Origin of the sequence: Actinoplanes teichomyceticus ATCC 31121 (assembly GCF_003711105.1) — a bacterium.
Classification (GTDB): Bacteria; Actinomycetota; Actinomycetes; order Mycobacteriales; family Micromonosporaceae; genus Actinoplanes; species Actinoplanes teichomyceticus.
The window spans coordinates 7,916,285-7,940,779 of sequence record NZ_CP023865.1 but is presented as its reverse complement, the minus strand read 5'-3'; the positions used below and the strand labels follow the sequence as shown (position 1 = coordinate 7,940,779).

The 24,495-nt window shown below is 73.5% G+C and carries 24 protein-coding genes; 18 read left to right on the top strand and 6 right to left on the bottom strand.

Translation table 11 applies throughout. The features are described from left to right. Nucleotide 1: 1 nt before the first annotated feature. Genes ACTEI_RS35030 through ACTEI_RS35020 form a run of 3 tightly spaced genes read right to left on the bottom strand, consistent with a single transcriptional unit; the run spans nucleotide 2 to nucleotide 4,056 of the window. Nucleotides 2-3,367 (bottom strand): ATP-binding protein, encoded by a 3,366-nt coding sequence (locus tag ACTEI_RS35030; protein ID WP_122981552.1) that lies wholly within the window; start codon nucleotides 3,365-3,367, stop codon nucleotides 2-4. 28 nt (nucleotides 3,368-3,395) lie between these two features. Beyond that, nucleotides 3,396-3,758, bottom strand: a complete 363-nt coding sequence (locus ACTEI_RS35025; RefSeq protein WP_122981551.1) for a hypothetical protein — start codon at nucleotides 3,756-3,758, stop codon at nucleotides 3,396-3,398. Nucleotide 3,759: 1 nt separating this feature from the next. Next, entirely contained in the window at nucleotides 3,760-4,056 is a 297-nt protein-coding gene (locus ACTEI_RS35020; protein WP_122981550.1) for a hypothetical protein, read from the bottom strand. A 363-nt stretch (nucleotides 4,057-4,419) separates the two neighbouring features. Here ACTEI_RS35020 and folP point away from each other — a divergent pair, with 363 nt between their 5' ends. From folP to ACTEI_RS34985, 7 genes are all read left to right on the top strand, one after another. Next, nucleotides 4,420-5,229 carry a dihydropteroate synthase gene (gene folP, locus ACTEI_RS35015; protein ID WP_122981549.1) on the top strand — a complete coding sequence of 270 codons (810 nt, stop codon included), beginning with the start codon at nucleotides 4,420-4,422 and terminating at the stop codon, nucleotides 5,227-5,229. A 73-nt stretch (nucleotides 5,230-5,302) separates the two neighbouring features. Further along, on the top strand, nucleotides 5,303-5,668 hold the full coding sequence (gene folB, locus ACTEI_RS35010) for a dihydroneopterin aldolase (RefSeq protein WP_122981548.1): 366 nt from the start codon (nucleotides 5,303-5,305) through the stop codon (nucleotides 5,666-5,668). Next, on the top strand, nucleotides 5,665-6,192 hold the full coding sequence (gene folK / locus ACTEI_RS35005) for a 2-amino-4-hydroxy-6-hydroxymethyldihydropteridine diphosphokinase (RefSeq protein ID WP_122981547.1): 528 nt from the start codon (nucleotides 5,665-5,667) through the stop codon (nucleotides 6,190-6,192). Before folB ends, folK begins: the two co-directional genes overlap by 4 nt. Beyond that, nucleotides 6,189-6,722, top strand: a complete 534-nt coding sequence (locus ACTEI_RS35000; RefSeq protein ID WP_122981546.1) for a DUF3180 domain-containing protein — start codon at nucleotides 6,189-6,191, stop codon at nucleotides 6,720-6,722. The genes folK and ACTEI_RS35000 overlap by 4 nt, the downstream gene beginning before the upstream one ends. A 127-nt stretch (nucleotides 6,723-6,849) precedes the next feature. Beyond that, the gene (locus ACTEI_RS34995; protein WP_122981545.1) at nucleotides 6,850-8,076 is read left to right on the top strand and encodes an ABC transporter permease; all 1,227 of its coding nucleotides are present in this window, start codon (nucleotides 6,850-6,852) and stop codon (nucleotides 8,074-8,076) included. A gap of 16 nt (nucleotides 8,077-8,092) precedes the next feature. Continuing rightward, complete coding sequence (locus ACTEI_RS34990; protein ID WP_372443206.1) at nucleotides 8,093-8,374, top strand: hypothetical protein; 282 nt, start codon at nucleotides 8,093-8,095, stop codon at nucleotides 8,372-8,374. A 48-nt stretch (nucleotides 8,375-8,422) separates the two neighbouring features. Next, the gene (locus tag ACTEI_RS34985) at nucleotides 8,423-8,905 is read left to right on the top strand and encodes a hypothetical protein (RefSeq protein ID WP_122981543.1); all 483 of its coding nucleotides are present in this window, start codon (nucleotides 8,423-8,425) and stop codon (nucleotides 8,903-8,905) included. A gap of 173 nt (nucleotides 8,906-9,078) precedes the next feature. Here ACTEI_RS34985 and ACTEI_RS34980 read toward each other — a convergent pair whose 3' ends face one another. Beyond that, complete coding sequence (locus ACTEI_RS34980; RefSeq protein ID WP_122981542.1) at nucleotides 9,079-10,086, bottom strand: ABC transporter ATP-binding protein; 1,008 nt, start codon at nucleotides 10,084-10,086, stop codon at nucleotides 9,079-9,081. Between ACTEI_RS34980 and ACTEI_RS34975 the strand changes: the two genes are divergently transcribed. The 4 genes from ACTEI_RS34975 (at nucleotide 10,059) to ACTEI_RS34960 (ending at nucleotide 15,185) form a co-directional block, all read left to right on the top strand. Further along, nucleotides 10,059-10,781 carry an ABC transporter permease gene (locus tag ACTEI_RS34975; RefSeq protein ID WP_122982611.1) on the top strand — a complete coding sequence of 241 codons (723 nt, stop codon included), beginning with the start codon at nucleotides 10,059-10,061 and terminating at the stop codon, nucleotides 10,779-10,781. The two genes, ACTEI_RS34980 and ACTEI_RS34975, sit on opposite strands and share 28 nt — an antisense overlap. Nucleotides 10,782-10,800: 19 nt before the next feature. Beyond that, complete coding sequence (locus ACTEI_RS34970; protein ID WP_122981541.1) at nucleotides 10,801-11,517, top strand: ABC transporter permease; 717 nt, start codon at nucleotides 10,801-10,803, stop codon at nucleotides 11,515-11,517. Between the two features lie 137 nt (nucleotides 11,518-11,654). Next, nucleotides 11,655-12,656 (top strand): glycine betaine ABC transporter substrate-binding protein, encoded by a 1,002-nt coding sequence (locus ACTEI_RS34965; protein ID WP_122981540.1) that lies wholly within the window; start codon nucleotides 11,655-11,657, stop codon nucleotides 12,654-12,656. 96 nt (nucleotides 12,657-12,752) lie between these two features. Beyond that, on the top strand, nucleotides 12,753-15,185 hold the full coding sequence (locus tag ACTEI_RS34960) for a hypothetical protein (protein ID WP_164466234.1): 2,433 nt from the start codon (nucleotides 12,753-12,755) through the stop codon (nucleotides 15,183-15,185). A gap of 1 nt (nucleotide 15,186) precedes the next feature. Here ACTEI_RS34960 and ACTEI_RS34955 read toward each other — a convergent pair whose 3' ends face one another. Continuing rightward, on the bottom strand, nucleotides 15,187-16,311 hold the full coding sequence (locus ACTEI_RS34955) for an NADH-quinone oxidoreductase subunit D (protein WP_122982610.1): 1,125 nt from the start codon (nucleotides 16,309-16,311) through the stop codon (nucleotides 15,187-15,189). A 162-nt stretch (nucleotides 16,312-16,473) separates the two neighbouring features. Continuing rightward, nucleotides 16,474-17,418: an SAM-dependent methyltransferase gene (locus ACTEI_RS34950; RefSeq protein ID WP_122982609.1), complete on the bottom strand. Its 945-nt coding sequence runs from the start codon at nucleotides 17,416-17,418 to the stop codon at nucleotides 16,474-16,476. A 227-nt stretch (nucleotides 17,419-17,645) separates the two neighbouring features. On the opposite strand from ACTEI_RS34950, the gene ACTEI_RS34945 reads away from it, so the two are divergent. From ACTEI_RS34945 to ACTEI_RS34915, 7 genes are all read left to right on the top strand, one after another. Further along, nucleotides 17,646-18,527: a Rossmann-like and DUF2520 domain-containing protein gene (locus ACTEI_RS34945; RefSeq protein ID WP_122981538.1), complete on the top strand. Its 882-nt coding sequence runs from the start codon at nucleotides 17,646-17,648 to the stop codon at nucleotides 18,525-18,527. Further along, nucleotides 18,524-19,357, top strand: coding sequence for a pantoate--beta-alanine ligase (panC, locus tag ACTEI_RS34940; RefSeq protein WP_122981537.1), 834 nt, complete (start codon nucleotides 18,524-18,526; stop codon nucleotides 19,355-19,357). The genes ACTEI_RS34945 and panC overlap by 4 nt, the downstream gene beginning before the upstream one ends. Next, nucleotides 19,357-19,785 (top strand): aspartate 1-decarboxylase, encoded by a 429-nt coding sequence (panD, locus tag ACTEI_RS34935; protein WP_122981536.1) that lies wholly within the window; start codon nucleotides 19,357-19,359, stop codon nucleotides 19,783-19,785. The genes panC and panD overlap by 1 nt, the downstream gene beginning before the upstream one ends. 187 nt (nucleotides 19,786-19,972) lie before the next feature. After that, complete coding sequence (locus ACTEI_RS34930) at nucleotides 19,973-20,908, top strand: septum formation family protein (protein ID WP_122981535.1); 936 nt, start codon at nucleotides 19,973-19,975, stop codon at nucleotides 20,906-20,908. Nucleotides 20,909-20,969: 61 nt separating this feature from the next. After that, complete coding sequence (locus tag ACTEI_RS34925) at nucleotides 20,970-22,616, top strand: L-aspartate oxidase (protein ID WP_122981534.1); 1,647 nt, start codon at nucleotides 20,970-20,972, stop codon at nucleotides 22,614-22,616. Nucleotides 22,617-22,728: 112 nt separating this feature from the next. Then, entirely contained in the window at nucleotides 22,729-23,586 is an 858-nt protein-coding gene (gene nadC, locus ACTEI_RS34920) for a carboxylating nicotinate-nucleotide diphosphorylase (protein WP_122981533.1), read from the top strand. Between the two features lie 75 nt (nucleotides 23,587-23,661). After that, on the top strand, nucleotides 23,662-24,420 hold the full coding sequence (locus ACTEI_RS34915; protein ID WP_122981532.1) for a type III pantothenate kinase: 759 nt from the start codon (nucleotides 23,662-23,664) through the stop codon (nucleotides 24,418-24,420). The last annotated feature ends 75 nt before the right edge of the window (nucleotides 24,421-24,495 follow it).

Here is a 24,495-nt window from a genome sequence, read left to right as displayed (position 1 = left end):
CTCAAACCTCCAGGTCGGACGGGAGCGGCACCACCGCAGGCTGCTGCGCCGCTCCAGGCGTCGTGTCCAGGTGCTCCAACAACCCGTCGACGTACGAGACGTCGACGCGAACCTTCTGGACCCGCCCGTCCACGTCGCGCATGACGAATTCGCGGAAGCCCAGCCGGTGCTGGGATGACGTGTCCACCTGGGACAGCGACGCGAGCGTCGCTTCGTAGCCGTCATGGACCGGGACCCGCAGCAGCCGCAACGCCTCGGAGGCGATCTCCTGGTCCTCGGCGATCCGGCCGACGAAGACCGTGGAGACCAGGTTCTGCACGTCCAGGCCGAGGATGTCGCGCGGGTTCTGGGAGGCGACCAGCGCGGCCAGGTTCCATTTCCGGGAGTCGCGGGCGAGCCGGACCAGGAACGATCGTCCGGACCGCCAGCCCTCCATGAAGTGTGCCTCGTCGAGGCCGACCATCTTGCGGGACGACATCGAGCCGCCGTAGCAGCGTCGCACGGCGAGCCGGTGGGCGGTGTGCAGCATCGGCAGGGCGAGGGACTCCTCGGCCGACCAGTACTCCCGCTCGATCTTGAGGTCGGGCAGCCGCAGGCCGGCCATGGTGATCACGGTGAGGGCGGAGTCGGCGCCGAGCAGGTGCTGCGGGGGGCGACCGAAGAAGAGCAGCGCCAGCGGCATCTCCGCGGTGTCCAGCAGCAGGTTGGCCAGCTCCCTGCCGTCGTCGTCCAGGCCCTGGAGGGTGGCGACCACGTCGTCGAGGGTGGACGTCTCCTCGGCCGGGACCTGCCGGACGGCGTGCCGCAGCAGCGTCGCGGTGGACGCCTCCTTGGCCACCTGCGGCGGCACCAGCATCGAGCAGATGTCCTGGACCAGCATGCGGCGTTCGGCGCGGGCGTTGGAGACCGCGATCTCGAACTCCCGGTCGCCGGTCGGGCCGGTCGGGAACTCCGAGCGGATCGGGGTCGGGATCAGCGCGTACGGCGCGAGCGTCCCCTGCTCGGATCCGGTGAGGTTCAGCACCCGGCTGTACGGACGCAGTTCCGGCATCTGGCACAGCCGGGCGAGCGGCCCGGACGGGTCGAGCAGGGTCACCTGCACGCCGCGGCGGGCGTTGAGGTAGCCGAGCGCGCCCATCAGCGTCGACTTGCCACCGCCCGGCTCGGCCACGAAGACGCCGAGTCCGGAGCGTTCCCGTACCTCCATCGGGAAGTGCAGGTCGAGGAAGACCGGCCGGCGGCAGGTGCCGGCGGTCCGCCCGATCAGGTCGCCGCGCCGGTCACCGACCGTGGAGGCGGCCTGCGGAAGCGCCGCGGCCAGCAGCTTGACCGGCATCCGCCGGACGTACCCGGTGTTGGCGATCGGTTCGCCGGGGATGAACTCGCGCGCCAGCTGATCCTGGTTCTTCGGGTGTTGCAGGGAGATCCGCAGTTCACGGGAGTAGAGCTGGATCAGCCGCCGGGCGCGTTCCAGGCACTCCTCGCGGTTGGCGCCGCCGACCGCGATCCGGTGCCAGCCGTGGGCCCGGGCCGATTCGGTGGGCAGGCCGGTGGTCATCTCGTCGCCGATCACCAGCGCGCGCTTGGCCAGCCGCTCCAGCTCCGGTGGGGCGTCGATGCCGTGCTCGGCGTAGTCCAGCTGCTGCGACCGGATCATCCGCAGCCGGTGCTCCAGGTTCTTGAAGGAGCTGCCCGAGCCGAGGATGTCCAGCCGGGAGGAGAGCTCCATCGGCCACGGGAGCCGCTCGTGGAAGTGCAGCCACGGCTCGTGTTTCTCGGGGATCTCCAGCGGCTCCATCCGGCCGACCGAGAGCACCGCGATGTGGCGTTCCTCACCGGTCATCCGGTTCACCAGCTTCACCGTGGAGCCGTACGGCGTGCGGTACCGCTCCACCTGCTCGGTCAGTGCCAGCAGGTCGCCGGTCTCCCAGTGGCCGTTGGAGACCGGGGAGAGCAGCCCGGGCGGCGCCATGCACAGCGCCACCGAGCGGAACAGCAGCCATTCCAGCTCCTGCGGGGTGACCCGCCGGCCGCGCATCCCGAACGCGTTGAGCACCTCGTCGAACTGCTCGACCGTGCGGCCCAGCTTGCGCCGCTCGTTCTCCGAGGTGCCGCGGCCGAAGACGCGCAGCACCCGCTCGGAGAACGTGTCGCCGAGCGAGCGCCGGGCGAAGGTGACGCCGAGATAGGTCTGCCCCTCCGCGTGGTTGACCGACAGCAGGTGCCGCTGCGCCGCGACCAGATGGTCCGACCAGGACGTGGCGCCGTGCACGTCGGGCAGCGGCTTGGCGGTGAACGAGTCCACCGTGCGCGCCCACTCGTCGGCCGGGAACGGGCGGGTGGTGCGCCGCAGGTGCAGCCGGAAGCCGGCCAGGCCCGCGTACTGCTCGGAGATCGCGCTGAGCAGCGCCTCGCGTTCCGCGTCCGGCCGGAACGCCCAGCGCACCTCGGGCAGGTAGTACCAGGCCGTGACGGTGCTCTGGGTGAAGGTGAGGTGCCCGGCGATCTCGCTGATCGCCAGCTCGATGGCCGGGTCGCGGTCGTTGAACTTGAGTTTCTGCGGGCGCAGCGGCGCCGGACGCGGCGCCTTCGGCTGCTTGCGGCCGGCCGCCTCGCGTTTCGCCGGAGTCCTCGGCTTGCGCTTGGCGGGCGCCTTTTCGGGTACGGGTACCGGCAGGGCGGCCGCGACCGGCTCGGGGGCGGGCGCCGGCCGGCCGGGTGTGGCCACGTTCTGCCAGAGCGGCGGGGTGGCGACCGGTTCCACGGTCGCGGGCGGGCTCGCCGGCTGCCGCGGTGGCGGCCACTCGTCGTACTCCGACCAGTCGTCGGCGTCCGGGTCGTCGGGCACCGCCGCCGGCTCCGGGTAGAAGTCCGGCTCGGGACCGCTCGGGGCCCGGGTGAACGGGGCGTCCGGCCAGCCGTTCGAGGCGGGCGGGGCGGACGACGGCACGTCGACCGGGACGGCCGTCGATCCGGCGCCACCACCCGGTGGATCCGTGACCGGGGGGGTCGGCGGCGGGACCGGCCCGGAGCCGTTGGCGCGATGCCCGTTGGTCTCGGCGGGATCCACCGGAAGATCACTCGGACGGGTGGGCGCGCTCGGCCGGGCGGGGGCGCCGGTTCCGCCGAAGAGGTCGAGGAACGGGGAGTCGATGTCCATCGTGGTGTCGACCGGGGCGCTCGGCGCGCGGACGGTCTGTGGCGCCTGGAACACGCCCACGCCGCCGTGCCCGGGCGCGGTGACGAACTCTTCGGCGCCGTCCAGCGATTCGGGCGGGGAGTAGTGGTCCGGACGCACACCGTTACTCTGCCTGCCCGGCGAGGGTGCAGCCGCGCGGGGATGCCCGTGCGGAGGGTTGGCGGTCATGCGTGAACACCACCGAGGGTCGATGAGGTCATACCAACTCCTCCCGGACGCGGATGCGAGTGGCGACAAGTCTCGGATCGCGTCGCTCCACGGCGGGTTCGCGGGTGCGGCGCCAGTCGGTGAGCGCGGTGCGGATGACCACCCGGGCCGGCCGGTCCGGGTCGACATGCCGGAACACGTACGACGTGGTGACCATGGCCAGGGCGATCTCCCAGGCCGGGAACGGGTCGAAGTCGAGCGTGATCAGGTAGTGGATCGCCATGAAGAGCGGCACCAGCACGACGAACATGCCGTACTGCGCGTACGGCAGGTGGACGGGCAGGGTGTAGCCGGGCGGGCCGAGATAGACCAGGCGGGCCCGGTAGATGTCGTCGTCGGTCCGGAGCCGCATCTCAGTTGAAGATCAGCTTGATCAGGTAGTCGCCGAGGAAGAAGAGGGTCGCCGCTCCGGCGATGAACGCCAGGCCCACCACGGCGATCGCCGAGCTGGTGAGCACCTTGGAGATCTCACCGCGGCTGGCCCGGCCGATGAAGATGACGCCGAGCACCGCCAGCAGGATCGGTGCGATGTTGCTCGCGAAGAAGGTGACGATGCCCTCGGTGTTGATGCCCTTGGGATCGGCCGCGGCAGCGAGCGTGCCGCTGTGGAACGCCGTCGCGACGTGACCGGCGAGCTCGGTGGCAATCATCGGTAAACCTCCCCGTGTCCGGTATGGGGGGTACGGACACGCTGCAGTTGTGAAGCCGTGCGGCAACGCCCATATCGTGCAGCCTGTAGCCCACTACGTCGAGTGAGCCATTCGGGCACTGCCATGCTCGTCTGCTCTCTTCGGTCACTTCATGATGCCCAGATCCGAAGAGTACGGCTCGTACTTGCGAGCAACAAGCGTCCGTTTCGTTACCCAAGGTGAAGGGCTGGTGGGGTCTGCGTCACGGCGCATCGTACACCTGTTCGAACCACCTCGGCCCCGTACTCTCGACGCGTGCTGACTTCGTCGACAGAAGCCCAGGTCATCGGCGCTGAACTGCTCCACACGGATCACCCGGTCGTGATGGGTGTCCTCAATGTCACGCCGGACTCCTTCTCCGACGGCGGGCGCTACGCCGACCTCGACGCCGCGGTGGAACATGGCATGTCGCTGTTCCGTCAGGGCGCGGACATCGTCGATGTCGGCGGCGAGTCCACCCGCCCCGGCGCGGAACGCGTCGACGCCGCCACCGAGACCGCCCGGGTGGTACCGGTGATCGAGCGTCTCGCCGCCGCCGGGGTGCCGCTGAGCATCGACACCACCCGCGCCGCCGTGGCCGAGGCCGCCCTGGCGGCCGGTGCGGTGATGATCAACGACGTCTCCGGCGGGCTGGCCGACCCGGGGATGGCCGCGGTCGCGGCGGCGGCCGGCTGCCCGTGGATCCTCATGCACTGGCGCGGCCACTCCCGGGACATGCAGCGGCTCGCCCACTACCGCGACGTGGTCACCGAGGTGCGCGACGAGTTGCGGGCCCGCGTGGACGCGGCCGTCGCGGCCGGCGTCGACCCCACCCGGATCGTCCTCGACCCGGGTCTGGGCTTCGCCAAGACCGCGGAACACAACTGGGCGCTCAGCGCCCACCTGGACGTCCTGGTCGACCTCGGCCACCCGGTGCTCTTCGCCGCCAGCCGCAAGACCTACCTGGGCCGCCTGCTGGCCGGACCGGACGGCACGCCGCGACCGGTGTCCGGCCGCGAGGCGGCCACCCTCGCCACCTCACTGCTGGCCGTCGCCGCCGGCGCCTGGGGTGTCCGGGTCCACGAGGTGCGCGAGACCGCCGACGCCCTGGCCGTGTGGCGCGCCACCGGGTCGCCGCGACTCACCAGGAACTAGAGGTACGACCTCGGGCTGCCCGCCCCCGGGCCGGGGCCGAGCTGACGTGGAACCGAGCCAGAGGAGGAGAATCGTGAACGGACGGATCACGCTGACCGGGCTGCGCGCCCGCGGCCGGCACGGGGTGTACGACTTCGAGCGCGAGCAGGGCCAGGACTTCCTCGTCGACGTCCGGCTCGACCTGGACCTGAGCCGGGCCGCCGCGACCGACGACGTCACCGACACCGTGCACTACGGCGAACTGGCCACCGCGCTGGTCGCGGTGCTCACCGGCGAGCCCGTCAACCTGCTGGAACGCCTGGCCGACCGGCTGCTCGACGTCTGTCTGGGCGACCCCCGGGTGACCGCCGCCGAGGTCACCGTGCACAAGCCGCAGGCCCCGATCCCGCACGAGTTCGCCGACGTCGCGGTGACCCTGCGCCGGGAGCGTGCGGCATGAGCCGGGCCGTGCTGGCGATCGGGAGCAACCTGGGCGACCGGGCGGCGCACCTGCGCACGGCGGTGGCCGTGCTCGGCCGGTGCGTCCGGCACGTCTCCGGGGTCTACGAGACGCCGCCGTGGGGCGACACGGAGCAGCCGTCGTACCTCAATGCCGTGGTCCTCGCGGCGGATCCCGCCGCCGCCCCGCGCGACTGGCTGGAGCGGGCCCGCGCCTGTGAGGCGGCCGCGGGCCGCGAGCGGGACCCGGCGCGCCGGTTCGGACCGCGCACCCTGGACGTCGACGTGATCGCCGTGTGGGACGCCGACGGCCGTCCGGTGGTCAGCGACGATCCCTACCTGACCCTGCCGCATCCGCGTGCGCACCTGCGCGCGTTCGTGCTGCGCCCGTGGCTCGACCTGGAGGCCGACGGCGAGCTGCCCGGGCACGGTCCGCTCGCCGCGCTGCTGAACGCGCCGGAACTCGCTGGGGATGTCGCCGCGATGACGCCACGTCCGGATCTGTCGCTAGAGTCGACGACGTGAGCGCCAACCCCGACGACGCCCCCGGCGGGCGCCGGACCGACCCGTCACTGCAGCCGACGAGTGCCTCGGCTCTGGTGCTGGCCGCGCTGGTCGGGGCCGCCCTGGGCTGGCTGCTGCTCGGCTACAACCAGTTCTTCTACCGGGTCGCCCCGCTGCCCTGGACGGCGGCGGTCGTGCTGGTCGCGCTGACCCTCACCGAGGCCTACCTGGCGCAGAACACCAGCGCCCGGATCCAGCGCAAGCCCGGTGCGCCCCCGGTGGAGCCGCTGCTGGTGGCCCGCTACGTCGCGCTGGCCAAGGCGTCGTCGCTGGTCGGCGCGCTGACCGCGGGCTTCTCCGCCGGCGTGCTGGCGTGGCTGGTGCTGGAGCCCACCGACGCCGCCCGGTCGGACGTGCCGACCGTGGCCACCACGCTGGTCGCGGCGGGCGCGCTGGTCGGCGCCGCGCTCTGGCTGGAACGGTCCTGCCGGGTGCCGCACCGGCCGGACCGGCAGGACGACGACTCCGACCGCCCGGCCGGCGGGCGTTGACGCGCGTCGCAGGCTTCCGGGGCGTGAACTCCAGGCCGTCTCGCGTCCGTATCCTCTGCGGCGGGCGGCCTGTCCGGGAGTAGCGTGCGCCTCGAACCGCTCGTGGAGGCGTAAGGAGGCGCGGACCATGGCGTACGACGACACGACGATCCGTCGTCCCGGCGAGAGCACCGGGGAGACCGACCCGGCCGCGTACCGCCGTCGCGTCCAGTTCGACGACACGGCGGGCGGCGGCACCCTCGATGAGTCGTTGTCCGCGCCGGTGACCGCCTCGCCCGCGCCCGCCGAGGACGACGGCCGCGACCGGCTCGGCGTGCACCTGGGCTGGGAGGTCGTGCTCCTGGTCGTCGCCGGGGTGCTCGGCTTCCTGCTCTGGCGCGAGGACGCCGCCGCCCTGCAGCGGCCCGCCCTGGACGGCCTGCTGGTCACCGGGGCGGCGATCGGCCTGATCACACTCGGCGCCGGTCTGTCACTGCGCGCCGGGGTGCCCAACCTGGCGATCGGCCCGATCGTGCTGGCCGCCGAGTTCCAGTTCGCCGAGAACAGCGACGACGGCACGCTCCGGGCGCTGGTCCCGGCCCTGATCATCGCGGCCGCCGGTGGCCTGATCGTCGGCCTGCTGGTGCTCGTGCTGCACGTGCCGGGCTGGGCGGCCACCCTGGCCGCCGGGTTCGCGGTGATCACCTTCGACCAGTTGCGCGTCGCCCCGGTCGCGGTGCAGGGCGACTGGCAGCCCACCGACCGCGCCTTCGTACTCTTCGGCGGCTTCGCGATCCTCGCCGTGCTCGGCGGCGTGCTGGGCGCGATCGGGCCGGTGCGCCGCTTCCTGGGCCGGATGCGCCCGGTCGGCGACCCGGCCGGTCGGCGCGGCGCCGCGGTCGTCCTGCCGGTGCTGGTCGCGTTGATGCTGTCCGCGGTCTTCGCGGCCGGGGCCGGGACGATACTGGCCGGACAGGCCGCCGGTCCGATCCGGCCCGGCACCGGGCTGGAGTGGACCGGCATCGGGCTGGGCCTGGCGCTGCTCGGCGGGACCAGCGCGTTCGGCCGGCGCGGCGGGATCTTCGGCACGCTCTTCGCGGTCATCGGGCTGACCCTGTTCCTGGACTACCAGAGCCGCAGGGAGCTGGACATCTCGCTCTTCGCGATCGCCGGCTCGGTGGTGGTCGCCGGCCTGATCGCCACCCGGGTCGTCGAGTCGTACGGTCGGCTGGCCCGCGCCGCCACCGTCCAGGACTGGAACGCCGCGCCGTCCACCGGACTCAGCACCTGGTCGCCGACCCTGCCGGAGACCTGGAACACCCCGGCCGCGCGCGGCGACCGTTGGGACGACGGTCCGTGGAACGCCAGCCGCTGAAAGTATGCTTTCGGACATGACCACGCCCGGCTTCGCCGAACTGGACGCCCTGCCCACCGAAGAGCTGCGCGAGCGCGCCTTCGCCAAGGCCCGCGAGCAGCGTGACGTCCGTTTCTTCTGGTCGGTGCTCAAGCACCTGCCGGACGCCGACGAGGCCGCCTCGCTCGACGGCGCGCCGCACTCGATCGGGCCGACCGTCGACGAGGCCGTCGCGCTCTGGCGTGAGCTGGAAGGACGCGACCTCGGCGCGCACGAGCCGCTGCTGCGGGCCGCCTTCATCGACTACCTCAGCAAGTAGTGACGCCTGTCGTTTGAGCCCGTCGGCGGGCCGGGAAATAGCGCGGCCATGGCTCTCGGCAACAGATACAAGACCGCACCCGGCGCGGGCACGCTCGCCGCGCTCATACTCGTTCTGGTCTTCGGCAGCCCCTGGTACGGCGACTGGGCCATGGACACCACCGACGCGAACACCGCCGGCGGCTGGTGGCTGCGCCTGCTGAACTGGCCGGCCTGGCAGTTCGACACCGCCGACTCGCTGCGCGACGTGGTGGTCGGCGATCTCAAGGCGATCCTGGTCGTCCTGCTGACCCTGGTCTTCCTCCTGCTGCTGCCCGGCTCGCAGCTCGCCCGGGCGCGCGGGACGATCAGCCAGTTCTTCGCCGGCTGGGCCGCGTACGTCTTCGCGGGCGGGTTCGCCGCCCTGCTCGCCACGCTCTTCCTCAGCAACCCGTCCCTGCTGGCCGCATTCCAGTCCGCCGGCAGCGGCGCCCAGTACGGCCTTTTCGTCGGCTGGATCGTCGGCCTCGCCAGTCTGGGCGGACGGGCTTGACCGGGTTCGTCCGCCGCGCTTCGCCCGGCGGCATGTCGCCCCGTTGAGCCGATGACGGGAGCGCCGGAAACGGTGCCGCTTCGTTCACCGTTTCCGGCGCTCCCGTCATCGCCGGGCGACAGGCGTTGCCGGCCGCGGTCGGGGCGGAACGGAACGGGGAGAGCCGGCCGGGATCAGACCGGGGTGGTTTTCGGTACGGGGGCCTCGAAGACGGCTGCACGGGTGACCTGACCGACCGGGTTCCCGTCCTCTGTGACCAGCACGGCCGGGGTGTCCTCGGTCAGCATCACGGCGAGCGCGTCGTGCAGCGTGGCGGACACGTCCACGGTGGGCCGGCCGTCGACGGCCGCGCTGTCCGGTGCGGTCATCACGTCCCGGACCGGGGTCACCGCCAGGCGGCGGATGCCCCGGTCCGCGCCGACGAAGTCGCGCACCTGCGTGGACGCCGGGCGGCTGAGCAGCTCGCCCGGCGTCGCGTACTGCAGCAGGCGGCCGCCGTCGGCCAGCACCGCGATCCGGTCGCCCATCCGGATCGCCTCGTCGATGTCGTGCGTGACCAGCACGATCGTCTTGCGCACGGTGGCCTGCAGGCGCAGGAACTCCTCCTGCAGGCGGGCCCGCACGATCGGGTCGACCGCGGAGAACGGCTCGTCCATCAGCAGCACCAGCGGGTCCGCGGCGAGGGCCCGGGCCACCCCGACCCGCTGCCGCTGGCCGCCGGAGAGTTCGTGCGGGTACCGCCTGGCGTACCGGGCCGGGTCCAGCCCGACCATCTCCAGCAGCTCGTCCGCCCGCTCGCTGATCCGCCTGCGGTCCCAGCCGAGCAGGCGGGCGACCGTGCCGACATTGGCCCGGACGGTCTGGTGCGGGAACAGCCCGACGTTCTGGATCACGTAACCGATCTGCCGGCGCAGCCGCACCGGGTCCTGCTCCAGGACGTTGCGGCCATCGATGGTGATGGTCCCGCGGGTCGGTTCGATGAGCCGGTTGATCATGCGCAGGATGGTGGACTTGCCGGAGCCGGAGGCGCCGATCAGCACGGCCAGCTCACCGGCGCGCACCTCCAGGCTGAACCCGTCGACGGCGACCGTGCCGTCCGGGTACACCTTGCCGACGTCCACCAGATTGATCGATGCCGCGGTAGCGTCCACGTATGTCTCTCCTGTCCTGGGGCCCGGCATCGTTGACGCCGGTGGCCGCACCAGCCGATGACGGCCCGGGGAATCCGTGGTTCTCCTGGCGGTACGTCCACGAGAACGCCGACGCGATCGGCACCGCCCTGCGCTTCCACGCCGAGCTGACCGCGCAGACCGTGCTCATCGCCCTGGTCGTCGCCGTGCCGCTCGCGGTGATCGCCTACTGGATCAAACCGCTGACCGCGCCGATTCTTGCACTGTCCGGCATCCTCTACACGATTCCGTCGCTGGCGCTGCTGTCCTTGCTGGCCCCGCTGGTGGGCACCACCAGCACCACCTCGGTGCTGATCGCCCTGGTGCTGTACGCGTTGCTGGTGTTGGTCCGCAACTCGCTGGCCGGACTCACCCAGGTGCCGCCCGAGGTCGTCGAGGCGGCGACCGGCATGGGGTACGGCCGGTTCGGGCGGCTGCTGCGGGTCGAGCTGCCGCTCGCGCTCCCCGGCATCCTCACCGGGCTCCGCCTCGCCACCGTCTCGACCGTGGCGCTGGTCACGGTCGGCTCGCTGATCGGCCAGGGCGGCCTGGGCGACCTGATCCTGGGCGGGTTCCGGAACAACTTCTACCGGGCGGAGATCCTCACCGGGGCGCTGCTCTGCGTCGCTCTGGCGCTGGTGCTCGACCTGCTGCTGGCCGGGGTCGGCCGGCTGCTGACGCCGTGGACCCGGGGACGGGCGGCATGAGCGACCGCGGAGGGGCGGCATGAACTACTTCAACGAGGGCATCGTCTGGCTCAACGACCCGCTCAACTGGACGAACCCCGGCGGACTGCTCGACCGGCTCACCGAGCACCTGGTGATCAGCCTGTGGGCGGTGCTGCTGGGCTGCGCGGTGGGCTGGCCGCTGGGCATCTGGCTCGGGCACCGCGGCCGGGGCGGCGGGGCCGTGGTCACGGTCGCCAACCTCACCCTGGCCATCCCGACCCTGGCGCTGCTGACCATCCTGCCGCTGACCCCGCTCGGCTTCGGCAAGCCGCCGGTCGTGGTCGCCCTCGCGGTCTTCGCGGTGCCGCCGCTGCTGGCGAACGCGTACACCGGGCTGCGGTCGGTGGACCCGGAGATCCGCGACGCGGGCCGCGGGATGGGTCTGTCCGGGGCGCAGCTGCTGCGCCAGGTGGAGCTGCCGCTGGCGGTGCCCTATCTCGCCGCCGGGCTGCGGACCGCCTCGGTGCAGGTGGTGGCGACCGCGGCGCTGGCCGCGCTGGTCAACGGCGGCGGCCTGGGGCAGATCATCAGCGCCGGCTTCGGGCTCGGGATGAGCAACGGCGGCGGCGGCCAGATCGTCGCCGGCGGCCTGGCCGTGGCCCTTCTCGCGCTGCTCGTCGAGGGGCTGCTCGCCCTGCTCCAGCGCCTGGTCACCCCACCGGCGCTGCGGGTCCGGGGGCGACGCCGGCCGGCCGCGGAGGTGACTACCGGATAACGCTCCGGCATCAATGGGTGATCTTGTCATACCCACACGGTAGGAATGACGGAAACACAGAGCGGGCACGCATCCGGCTGCCCGTCGGACACGCGGAGCCGCCACCCGGGCGGCACCGGGGCACAGAAGGCGGCAGTATGCATCTGAATCTCCTCCGCACGGCCGGCGCCCTCGCCGCGGCCGTCGTCGTTCTTGCCGGTTGCGGCGAAGCCGGCTCCTCCGGCACCGAGGCGCCCCCGTCCGCGGCTGCCGCCGGCGGTGCGGGCTGCGCCCCGGTCGCCGGGAACGAGCTGGTCGTCCTGACCGACGACAAGAAGCTGCAGAACACCGACAACGTCATCCCGGCCGTCAACAAGAAGGCCGCCAGCGCCGAGCTGATCGCGGCGCTGGACAGGGTGTCCGCGGCGCTCGACACCGCCAAGCTGATCGAGCTGAACAAGGCCGTCGACATCGACCGCAAGTCGTCCAAGGCCGCCGCCCAGGAGTTCGCCACGGCGAACAACCTGACCGCGGGCATCGCCCGGGGCCAGGGCGGCAAGGTCACCGTCGGCGCGGCGAACTTCAGCGAGAGCGCCACGCTCGGCGAGCTGTACAGCATCGTGCTGACCGCCGCCGGCTACACCGTGAAGGTCCAGCAGATCGGCAACCGGGAGCTGTACGAGCCGGCCCTGGAGAAGGGCGACATCACCGTCGTCCCGGAGTATGCCGCGACCCTGGCGACCTTCCTGTCCGGCAAGGTGGACAAGAACGCCACGGACCCGTCGTCGTCCGATCTGGACGCCACGGTGGCCGCCCTCAAGTCTCTCGGGGACAAGCGCGGCCTGGTCTTCGGCAAGCCCAGCACGGCGCAGGACCAGAACGCGTTCGCCGTCACCACGGCGTTCGCCCAGAAGTACGCCGTGAGCACGCTTTCCGACCTGGCGAGCAAGTGCTCCGGCGCGGCCACCGTGCTGGGCGGCCCGGCGGAGTGCCCGCAGCGGCCCAAGTGCCAGCAGGGCCTGGTCACGACGTACAACTTCCAGGCCGGCCGGTTCGACACGCTGGACGCCGGCGGCCCGCTCACCAAGAACGCCCTGAAGCAGGGCACCATCTCGGTGGGTCTGGTCCTCAGCTCGGACGGTGCGCTCGCCGCCGGCTGACAACCGGTCGAACGACGTGCGGAACGCCGGGTCGGTGTATGCCACTCGGCGTTCGGCCGTTTCGTCCCGGACGCACTCTCGGTAACATCTGCCCCCATGCCGGAACGGGACTCTCCAGCGGGACACAGCGCACGCCTGCTTCGCGGCCTCGTCTGGGCCGGGGTGATCCTCGCTCCGCTCGCGGCCGCCGTGGTGCTGGTCGGCGGGAACTCGAACTCGGCCCGGTTCGCCGTGCTGCTGATCGCGGTCAGCGTCGTGCTGATCGGCGCGTCGGTGCTGATTCGCAGCGATCCGGTGCTGCTCCGGATGGATGTCGAGGACCGGGTGGCGGAGGAGGTCGACCGGCTCCGTGACAAGCTGCGGGCCGAGCTGGCGACGCCGGCCGGCGGCTCCGACCCGAACCGTCCGCCGCTGACCCCGCGCAAACCGGGTGGGCGGGCGCAGGTCGCCGCGGGGACCGCCGGCGCTTACTCTGCGCAGTCGGCTCGCGGCGGTGAGCGCGCAGCGGAGCTCGAGTCGGACGGCGGTTTCTTCGGCCCGGACAGCGGTCCCGGTGACGGCTTCGGCGCGGAGGGCTTCGCGCAGGGTGAGTTCGCTCCGGAGGGCTTCGCGCAGGGTGAGTTCGCTCCGGACGGCTTCGCGCAGGGTGAGTTCGCTCCGGGCGGCTTCGCGCAGGGTGAGTTCGCTCCGGACGGCCTCGCGCCGGAGGGCTTCGCGTCCGGCGACTTCGCCCCGGGCGGCGGCTTCGAGCCGAACGGGCGTGCGCCGCAGGGTGGCTTCACCGGCCCGCCGAACGTGCGCGGCCCGCAGAGCTTCGACGATCCCGCCACCTACGGCCCCGGGCCGGCCGGCTACGACGGCGACCCCGGCTACGACCCCGGCGCCGGCTACGACGCCGAGGCCGGTTACGGCCCGGATCCGGGCTACGGCGATCAGCCGGACGAGTACTACGACGACTACGGCCGATCCGCCGTCCCCGCTCCGGAGCCGGCGCGCCCCGGCAACGGCCGCGCGGTGGCCGCCGGCAGCGCCCGTCCGATGTCACCCGGCGGCCCGGCGGGTCGTGCTTCGGCCGCCGTCCCCACCGGCTCGGCCACCGGCTCGGCCACCGGCGGCGGCCCGGCCGCCGGTTCGGCCTCGGTCGGTTCCGCTTCCGTCGGGTCCGCTTCCGTCGGGTCCGCCTCCGTCGGGTCCGCCTCCGTCGGGTCCGCCTCCGTGGGGTCGGCCTCGGTCGGTTCCGGACCGGCCGGCGCGGCTCCCGGGCCCGCGCCGTCCACCGGCCCGATGCCCCGGCAGCGCGGCGCCGCCTCGGTGCCCCCGCCGGCCGTCGGCGCCGCCCGGGCCGCGGTCACCCCACCGAATGCCGGCGCGATGCCGGGTAGCGGCGCAGTTCCCGCCCCCGGCGGAATGCCGAGCGGCGGCGTGCCCCGAAGTGGCGGAGCCGCCGGCAGCAGCGGCCCCCGAGGTGGCGGAGCCCCGGGCGGCGGCGCTCCCCGTAGCGGGGTGGCTCCCGGCAGCGGCGCCCCCCGTAGCGGGGTGGCTCCCGGCAGCGGTGCCCCTCGCGGCGGGGGAGGGCCCGGCGGCGCCCCCCGCGGCGGAGGGGCCCCCGGCAGCAACGTGCCCCGCAACGGAGGGGCACCCGGCGGCGGCGCTCCCCGCGGCGGGGGAGCACCCGGGGGCATGGCCGGCAGTGCCGCGCCCCGCAGCGGTGGAGCGCCCGGCGGTGGTGCGCCCGGCGGTGGTGCGCCCCGCACCGGGCCGATGCCGGGCCCGGCCGGGATCCCGGCGCAGAAGGGTGTCTACGGCTCCGCCGGCCAGGCCTCCGTCCCGGCCGGCCCGCCCGCCCGCGCGGCCGCCGCCGTCCGGCCCGGACCGGTGTACGGTCGTCCGGACGCCCCGGACGGCGATTTCGGCGCGCCGCGCGGCTACTCCGGAGCCGCCCGGCCGGACGGCGACTTCACCCCCGGATACGACGACCCCGTGGACGGCTACGGCCCGCAGGACCCGGCGAACGGCTACGCCCCCGAGGGCCAGGCGACCGGCTACGGCCCGGACGGCGCGGCGAACGGTTACGGCGGCACCGGTTACGGCGGCGACGACCCCGATAGTGGTTACGGTCCCCCGGCCCCGGTGAACGGTTACGGCCCGCACGTCCCGCCGAACGGCTACCCCGGGAACGCCCCGCTCACCGGTTACGGCCCGGACGGCCCGGCGAACGGTTACGGCCCGGACGGCCCGGCGAACGGTTACGGCCCGGACGGCCCGGCGACCGGCTACGGCCCGGACGGCCCGGCGAACGGTTACGACCCGGACCACCCGGTGAACGGCTACGGACCCGACAACGGCGGCTACCACACCGGCGACGCCGAGCCGGACAGCGGCGGCCACGCGCCCGCTCCCGGTGACTCCGGCCAGTACAGGGCCCGCCGGCACCGCCCGTCGGCCAACGACACCAACGTCGGCTCGCTGGCGGACTTCGCCGGTATGCCCGGTTACCGGGACGACGCCGCGGCCCGGGGCCGCTGGTGAGTCACTTGTCGATGTCTCCGACGACGAAGAACATCGACCCGAGGATGGCGATCAGGTCGGGCACCAGGCAGCCGGGGATCAGGGTGGCCAGCGCCTGCACGTTGGCGTAGGACGCGGTGCGCAGCTTGAGCCGCCACGGCGTCTTCTCGCCGCGCGACACCAGGTAGTACCCGTTCACCCCGAGCGGGTTCTCGGTCCACGCGTAGGTGTGTCCCTCCGGCGCCTTGACCACCTTGGGCAGCCGCACGTTGACCGGCCCGCCGGTCCGCTCGACCCGGTCCAGGCACTCGTCGACCAGGTCGAGCGACACGTACACCTGGTCGAGCAGCACCTCGAAACGGGCGTGGCAGTCGCCCGCCGTGCGGGTCACCACCGGCACGTCGAGCTGGTCGTAGAAGAGGTAGGGCTCGTCCCGGCGTACGTCGAAGTCCAGTCCGCTCGCCCGCGCCACCGGGCCGGAGGCGCCGTAGGCGGCGGCGTCGGCGGCCGACAGGACGCCGACGCCGACGGTCCGTGCCATGAAGATGTCGTTGCGGCGGATGATGCCGTCCAGGTCGGGCATCCGCCGCCGGACCGCCGCGACCGCCTGCCGGGCGCGTTTGGTCCACCCGGCCGGCACCTCCTCCTTGAGGCCGCCGACCCGGTTGAACATGTAGTGGATCCGCCCGCCGGAGACCTCCTCCATCACCGCCTGCAGCGTCTCCCGTTCCCGGAACGCGTAGAACATCGGTGTGATCGCGCCGATCTCCAGCGGGTAGGAGCCGAGGAACATCAGGTGGTTCAGCACCCGGTTCAGCTCGGCGAGGGCCATCCGCAGCCACACCGCCCGGTCGGGCACCTCGATACCCATCAGCCGCTCGACGGCCAGTACCACGCCCAGCTCGTTGGAGAACGCGGACAGCCAGTCGTGCCGGTTCGCCAGCATGATGATCTGCCGGTAGTCGCGTACCTCGAAGAGTTTCTCGGCGCCGCGGTGCATGTAGCCGACGATCGGCTCGCAGGCGACCACCCGCTCCCCGTCCAGGGTCAGCTTGAGGCGGAGCACGCCGTGCGTGGACGGGTGTTGCGGACCGATGTTGAGGACCATGTCCGCCGTCTCGAGCCCGGATCCGGTCCCGACCGTCATCTCCCGCAGCGCGTCCGTCACAGACGCATCGTCGCACGGTCGGCGGTGCCCGGTCGGGCCCAGGTTCGAAGCCGGCCCGGTGCGTCCGGGCCGTGGCGCGTGCGCGGCTCCGCCCGGGGCCGTGGCGCGTGCGCGGCTCCGCCCCGGCGGCCGGGCCGGTCCTCAGCGGAGCGGGAGGTCCAGACCGACCGGCTGCCACAGCCACCAGTGCGCGCCGAGGCCGCCCGGGGCGGTCAACTCGGCCGCCGCGCCGGCCGAGGACAGGGCGCGCAGGTAGGCCGCCGGGTCGCTGGAGGCGAGGCTGAGCGGTGGGCGCGCGCCGCTGATCCCGAGCGCGCGCAGGGCGTCACGCTGACGGACGATTTGGTACGGCAGACCGCTCGCGCCCGCGACCGAGTCCATGGCGACGTGCGCCGTCACGTCGCAGTCGCCGTCCGGAACCGGCGTGACCTGCCGGCCCCCGCGGAATCCGGCCAGCGTGCCCCAGGCCGGCCGCTCGTCGCGGCGGTGACCGTAATCGACGCAGAGGGCGGCACCGCGGCGGACCCGGTTCACCGCGTCCGCCCAGGCGGCGTCCCGGGGTGCGCCGATCTCGATCCGGCCCGGCCCGGGCCACCAGCGGGCGGACCAGAGGACCTCGGCCGGGTCGGCCGGGGCGCCCAGCGTCTCGCGGCCGGCCCGGTCGACCAGCACCTTGCGCAGCCGCCCGCGCTCATCGGTCTCGACGATGTCGAGCGGCACGTTGTCCAGCCACTCGGTGGCCAGCAGCAGCCCGGTGACCGTCTCGGGAACGTCGCGCCGCCAGGTGATCTCCGGGGGCAGCCGGTCGGGCCGCTGGGCCAGCTCGACCGCGACCGGGCGGACCCGGGCGGCCAGGCCCGCGGGCAGCCTCGCGCACAGGGCGCCGAGCAGCTCCCCGCGCCCGGCGCCGACGTCCACCAGGTCGAACCGCGCCGGATGCCCGAGCGCGACGTCGACCCGCTCGACCAACCGCAGCAGGGCCTCGGCGAACAGCGGGGACGCGTGCACACTGGTCCGGAAGTGATCAGCTGGCCCGGACCGTGGGCGTACGAAGAACCCGTCCGGCCCGTAGAGCGCGGACTGCATCGCGAGCCGCCACCCGATCGCCGCCACCGGGCCAGCCTAGTGCCGCCCTCGCGGGGCCCGGCCGGCGCTCCGGGCGGGATACCACGCGTGGCCCCGGCCGGGCAGAGGCGTCCGGGGTACGCGCGGGGCAACCCGGCCGGTGCGGTTGTTCACACGTGGTTGCTACGCGCGTGTTACGACGGCGCATACTGGCGCTCGACCGGTACCCCGACACGAGGACTGGATCCATGAACGCATTGACCGTCGGCGTCATCGGCGCCGGCCGGGTGGGCGCCGTGCTGGGCGCGGCGCTGAACGCGGCCGGGCACCGGGTGGTCGCCGCCGCCGCCGTCTCCACCGCCTCCCGGGAGCGGGCCGCGCGCCTGCTGCCGGACGCCGCGATCCGGCCCGCCGACGAGGTGGCCCGCGCCGCCGTCGACCTGCTGCTGATCGCCGTGCCCGACGACGCGTTGCGCGGCGTGGTGGCCGGCCTGGCCGGCACCGGGGCGCTGCGGCCGCACCAGATCGTGGCGCACACCTCCGGGGCGCACGGCCTGGACGTGCTCGGCCCCGTGCGGGGCATGGCCCTGCACCCGGCGATGACCTTCACCGGCGCGGACACCGACCTGGCCCGGCTGCCCGGGATCGCCTGGGGGGTGACCACCCGGGACCGGGCGCTGGCCACCCGCCTGGTCGCCGACCTGGGTGGCGTGCCGGAGTGGATCGCCGAGGAGGCCCGGCCGGTCTACCACGCGGCCCTCGCGCACGGCGCGAACCACCTGGTCACGCTGGTCAACGAGGCGGCCGACGTGCTGCGCGCGGCGGGTGTGGCACAGCCCGGGCGGGTGCTCGCCCCGCTGCTGACCGCGGCGCTGGACAACGCGCTGCGGATGGGCGACGCCGCGCTGACCGGGCCGGTCTCCCGCGGCGATGCCGGCACGGTCGCGAAGCACCTGGACCGGATGCCGGCGGAGGCGGTCCCGGCGTACCTGAGCCTGGCCCGGCGCACCGCGGACCGTGCCGTCGCGGCCGGGCGGCTGCGCCCGCACGACGCCGCGGCCCTGCTCGACGTGCTGTCGCGGGCCGCGACCGACCGGACGGCGCCGCGCACGGTGGGGAGCGCGGCATGACCCGGGTGGCGCACACCCGCGACGAGCTGGCCGCCGCGCTCGACGCCGCGACCGGTGAGATCGCGGTCGTGATGACGATGGGCGCGCTGCACGAGGGGCACCGGCAGCTGATCCGGGTGGCCCGCGAGCGCTCCCCGTTCGTGGTCGTGACGATCTTCGTGAACCCGCTGCAGTTCGGGCCGAACGAGGACTTCGAGAAGTACCCGAGGACGCTCGACGAGGACCTGGCGGCCTGCCGTGCCGAGGGGGCGGCGGTGGTCTTCGCTCCCGGGCGGGACGACGTCTACCCCGGCGGGGCGCCGTCGATCACGATGAACCCGGGCCCGCTCGGCGCGATCCTGGAGGGCGCGAGCCGTCCCGGGCACTTCGCCGGGATGCTGACCGTGGTGGAGAAACTGCTGCGGCTCACCCGCGCCGGCGTCGCCTACTTCGGCGAGAAGGACTTCCAGCAACTCGCGCTGATCCGCCGGATGGTGTTCGACCTGGAGCTCGGCGTGGAGATCGTCGGTGTTCCGACCGTACGCGAGGGGGACGGCCTGGCGCTCTCCAGCCGTAACCGGTACCTCTCGCCGCGGGAGCGGACCGCCGCGCTGGCGCTGTCCCGCGCGCTGCGCGCGGGCGCCGGGCACGGCGATCCGGAGGCGGTCCTGGCCGCCGCCGGGGACGTGCTGGCCCAGGAGCCCGGCGTACGCCTGGACTACCTGGAGCTGACCGGCCCGGACCTGGGCCCCGTGCCCGCGGAAGGCCCGGCCCGGCTGCTGGTGGCCGCCCGGGTCGGCGCCACCCGCCTGATCGACAACGTTCCGATCGTTCTCCGGAAGGAAGCCTGATGCTCCGCACCATGCTCAAGTCGAAGATCCACCGGGCCACCGTGACCCAGGCCGATCTGCACTACGTCGGCTCGGTGACCGTCGACCTCGACCTGATGGAGGCGGCCGATCTGCTGCCCGGCGAGCAGGTGGCGATCGTCGACGTGACCAACGGGGCGCGGCTGGAGACGTACGTGATCCCCGGCGAGCGCGGCAGCGGCGTGATCGGGATCAACGGCGCCGCCGCGCACCTGGTGCACCCCGGCGACCTGGTCATCCTGATTTCCTACGGGCAGATGGACGACGCCGAGGCTCGCGCCTACCAGCCCCGGGTGGTGCACGTGGACGCCGACAACCGGGTGATCGAGCTGGGCGCGGACCCGGCCGAGGCGGTCGCCGGGATGGCCGGTGAGCTGGTCCGCGGCGACCTGACGCTGTCCGCGCACTGATCCGTGGCGCGGGTCGCGTCCTCGTGCCGGCCGGCGACCCGTGCTGAGCGCCCCTCGTGCCGGGCCCGCGCCCGCGCGTCGCGGCCCGTGCGTGCCGGGAGTGACTTTCCCGAACGTCGCCGATGAACCGGTGTGATCACCATATGATCGATAAATCGGACATCGGCGGCGTGTGGGAGGGCCCTTCATGCGACACTGGCGTGCCCGATCGGGTCCCGGTCCACGCGTCGACCGGGCCGCCGCGCTGGGCGTGATGCTGCTGCTCGCGGCCGGATGCGGCAACCCCGGCAACGTCGACGGCGACCTCACCAACGACTGGGGCGCGATGGCCCCGGCGACCGGGTTCGAGCCGATGTCCGGGACATGCCACCTGGCCAACTTCGCGGCGACCGGACCGCGCGCGACCTACGAGGAGGTCGACTGCGCGGTGCAGCACCGCACCGAGACGGTCTTCGTGGGCACGTACACCGGCGCGGCCGCGGACGCCGAGCAGCCGCCGGTGGAGACCTCCGCCGGGGCGCGTGCGGCGTACCGCGTCTGTGACCGCGCGACGACCGAGTACGTGGCAGGTCCCTGGCGTACCGCGCGGCTGTGGATCGGGGTGACCCACCCGTCGCCGGCCGCGTGGACCGGCGGCTCCCGCTGGTTCCGCTGCGAGGTGGTGGAACTGGACTCGATCGAGGACAACGGGGCTCTGGTGGAGCGGCAGGGCAGCCTGCGCGGCGCGCTGGCCACGAGCAGCCCGCTCGACCTGGGCTGCTACGCGATCGGGCTGGACGCCCGGGGCGCGATCGACACCATGCCGGCGGCCTCCTGCGGGCAGCGGCACAACGCCGAGTTCGCCGGGGTGTGGCAGGCGCCGGCGGACGCGTCGTACCCGAAGGGGGATGCCGCCTGGGAGGAGTTCCACGACGGCTGCCGCGGCGTGGTGGCCGCGTACACCGGCGTGCCGGACGACAAGAACCTGCAGTTCCGCACCGGGGTGGTGTCGCTGCCCGGCAACGCGGACGTGTGGGCCCAGGGCGACCGGGGCGTGCGGTGCTATCTCTGGCTGGACGGCGCCGAGCTGACCTCGTCGCTCAAGGGCAAGGGGACCAAGGCCCTGCCGGTCCAGTACAAGTAACGGTGACCACTGATGGTGCCCCCGGCGTGACGGGTGCGCGGGGGCGGAGTGTACTGACCACATGTCACCTCTCGCGGATCTGCCGGCCCTGCCGCGCCGGCTCGCCGCCGCCGAGCCGGGCTGGAACGAGACCACCGACGTGGTGGTGGTCGGTTCCGGCATCGCCGGGCTGACCGCCGCCCTGCACCTGCGTGAGCAGGGTCTGCACGTCACGGTGGTCACCAAGGTCAACATCGACGACGGTTCGACGCGCTGGGCGCAGGGCGGGATCGCCGCGGTCCTCGACCCGCTGGACACCCCGCAGGCCCACGCCTACGACACCGAGATCGCCGGGGTCGGGCTGTGCGACCCGGAGGCGGTGCGGGTGCTGGTGGAGGAGGGCCCGGCGCGCATCCGCGAGCTGATCCGCCGGGGCGCCGAGTTCGACCGCAACCCGGACGGCTCGCTGATGCTGACCCGCGAGGGCGGCCACCGGGCGGACCGGATCGTGCACGCCGGCGGCGACGCCACCGGCGCCGAGGTGCAGCGCGCGCTGCACGCCGCGGTCCGCCGTGACCCGTGGATCCGGCTCGTCGAACACGCCCTGGTGCTGGACCTGCTGCGCGCCGCCGACGGCCGCGCCTGCGGGATCACCCTGCACGTGCTCGGCGAGGGCTCGGAGGACGGCGTGGGCGCGGTGCTGGCCCGTGCGGTGGTGCTGGCCACCGGCGGGATGGGTCAGGTCTACGCGTCCACCACGAACCCGTCGGTCTCCACCGGCGACGGCGTGGCGCTCGCGCTGCGGGCCGGCGCGGAGGTCACCGATGTGGAGTTCGTGCAGTTCCACCCGACCTCGTTCGTCTCCTCCGGGGTGACCTCGGTGCAGCGTCCGTTGATCTCCGAGGCGCTGCGCGGCGAGGGCGCGCACCTGGTCGACGAGAACGGCGAGCGGTTCATGCTCGGCCGGCACGAGCTCGCCGAACTGGCCCCGCGTGACGTGGTCGCCAAGGGCATCTACCGGGTGCTGCGGGCCACCGGGGCCGACCACGTCTACCTGGACGCCCGGCACCTCGGCAAACAGTTCCTGGAGCAGCGCTTCCCGACCATCATGGCCTCCACCCGGGGCGCCGGCGTGGACCCGGCGACCGAGCTGATCCCGGTCGCCCCGGCCGCCCACTACGCCTCCGGCGGGGTCCGCACCGACCTGCACGGCCGCACCAGCATCCCGGGCCTGTACGCGTGCGGCGAGGTCGCCTGCACCGGCGTGCACGGCGCCAACCGGCTGGCCAGCAACTCGCTGCTGGAGGGTCTGGTGTTCGCCAAGCGGATCGCCGACGACATCCACCGGGACCTGCCGCCGCAGGCCGAACCGGTGCGGGCGAACATGACCCCGGCCTGGGTGGCCGACCCGGCGATCCGGCCCGAGGTGCAGCGCGCCATGACCCGCGGCGCGGGCGTGCTGCGCTCCGCCGACTCGCTGGAGACCGCGACCAAGGAGCTGAGCCGGCTGGCCGAGTCCCGCGCCACCCCGAACACCGCGGCGTGGGAGGCGACCAACCTGCTGACCGTCGCCACCGCGCTGGTCGCCTCGGCGCGCACCCGGCGGGAGACCCGCGGGTGCCACTGGCGGGAGGATCACCCGAACGCGGCCGACGAGTGGCGGGGCCACCTGCTGGACGCGGTCGGCGCGGACGGGATGATGACCCAGACCTTCCAGGAAATGGCGTGATCGTCCGGACCGCAGCGCAGCGGGGGGCGGGCCGGCACGCCGAACGGGGCCACGTGACCGACTGCGCCGCAGCGAGGCCGGGGCCGGCACAGCACGCCGAAAGGGGCACCGCGTGATCGACTACGGGCTGGACTTCAACGAGGTGCAGCGCATCGTGCTGACCGCGCTCGCCGAGGACCTCGGCGAGCCGGCCCGCGACGTGACCAGCGAGGCCACCATCCCGGCCGGCCAGGTGGACACCGCCGAGCTGGTCGCCCGCGCCGACGGCGTGGTGGCCGGCCTGCCGGTGGCCGCCGAGGTCTTCGCGGTCACCTCGCAGGGGCACGCGGAGTTCCGGCAGATCGCCGCCGAGGGCGACCGGGTGGTCCGGGGCGACGTGCTGGCCGTGATCACCGGACCGACCCGGGCGCTGCTGACCGCCGAGCGGACCGCGCTCAACCTGATCAGCCGGATGTCCGGGGTGGCCACCCACACCCGCCGGTGGGCCGACCAGCTCGCCGGCAGCACGGCGACGGTGCTGGACACCCGCAAGACCACGCCGGGGCTGCGGTCGCTGGAGAAGTACGCGGTCCGGGTCGGCGGTGGCACGAACAAGCGGATGGGCCTGTACGACGTCGCCATGATCAAGGACAACCACAAGCTGGCCGCGGGCAGCATCACCGCCGCGTACCGGCTGGTGCGCCAGACCTTCCCGGACGTGCCGGTGCAGGTCGAGGTGACCACGCTGGCCGAGGCGCAGGAGGCGGTGGCGGCCGGCGCCACGTTCCTGCTCTGCGACAACATGTCGCCGCAGCTGCTGACCGAGGTGGTCGGCGCGGTCGGCGGGCGGGCCGAGCTGGAGGCGACCGGGAACCTGACCCTGGCGACCGCGGCGGCGTACGCGGCGACCGGCGTGGACTACATGTCCGTGGGCGGGCTGACGCACTCGTCGCCGATCCTCGACATCGCGCTGGATCTGCGGCCGCGTTGAGGCGACCTGGCGCGGTCGGGGGCAGCCGTGGCGCGTACAAATTAGGGGTCTTGATTGTGATTCTTAGGGGCACCCGTGCTGCTTTGCATTGACATCGGCAACACCAACACCGTGCTGGCGACCTTCGACGGCGACAAACTGGTGCACAACTGGCGGATCAAGACCGATGCCAACTCGACCGCCGACGAGCTCGGGCTGATGTTCCGGGGTCTGCTGGCCGGTGACGCGGTGGAGATCACCGGGGTGGCCGCCTGCTCCACGGTGCCGGCCGCGCTGCGCAACCTGCGCACCATGCTCAAGCGGTACTACGGCGACGTGCCCAGTGTGATCGTCGAGCCGGGCGTGCGGACCGGGGTGCAGCTGGCCATCGACAACCCCAAGGAGGTGGGCGCCGACCGGGTGGTCAACACCCTGGCGGCGCACGCCCTCTACGGCGGGCCCTCGATCGTGGTGGACTTCGGCACGACCACGAACTTCGACGTGATCAGCGCGAAGGGGGAGTTCCTCGGCGGCGCTTTCGCCCCGGGCATCGAGATCTCCTTCGACGCGCTCGCCGCCCGGGCCGCCCAACTGCGCAAGGTCGAGCCGACCAAGCCGCGCTCGGTGATCGGCAAGAACACCGTGGAGTGCCTGCAGGCCGGGCTCTACTACGGCTTCGGCGGCCAGGTGGACCGGATCGTGGAGCGGATGGTCGAGGAGATCGGCCCGGTCCGCGCGGTGATCGCCACCGGCGGCCTGGCCTGGCTGGTGAAGGACGAGTGCCGCACCCTGACCGCGCACGAGCCGATGATCACGCTGATCGGCCTGCGGATGGTGTACGAGCGGAACGTCTGACGCGTGCCGGCGCCCGCGGCGGGAACCGGTGCGGCCGTACCGCGCCGGCCCCGCGGCGGAAACCGATGCGATCCC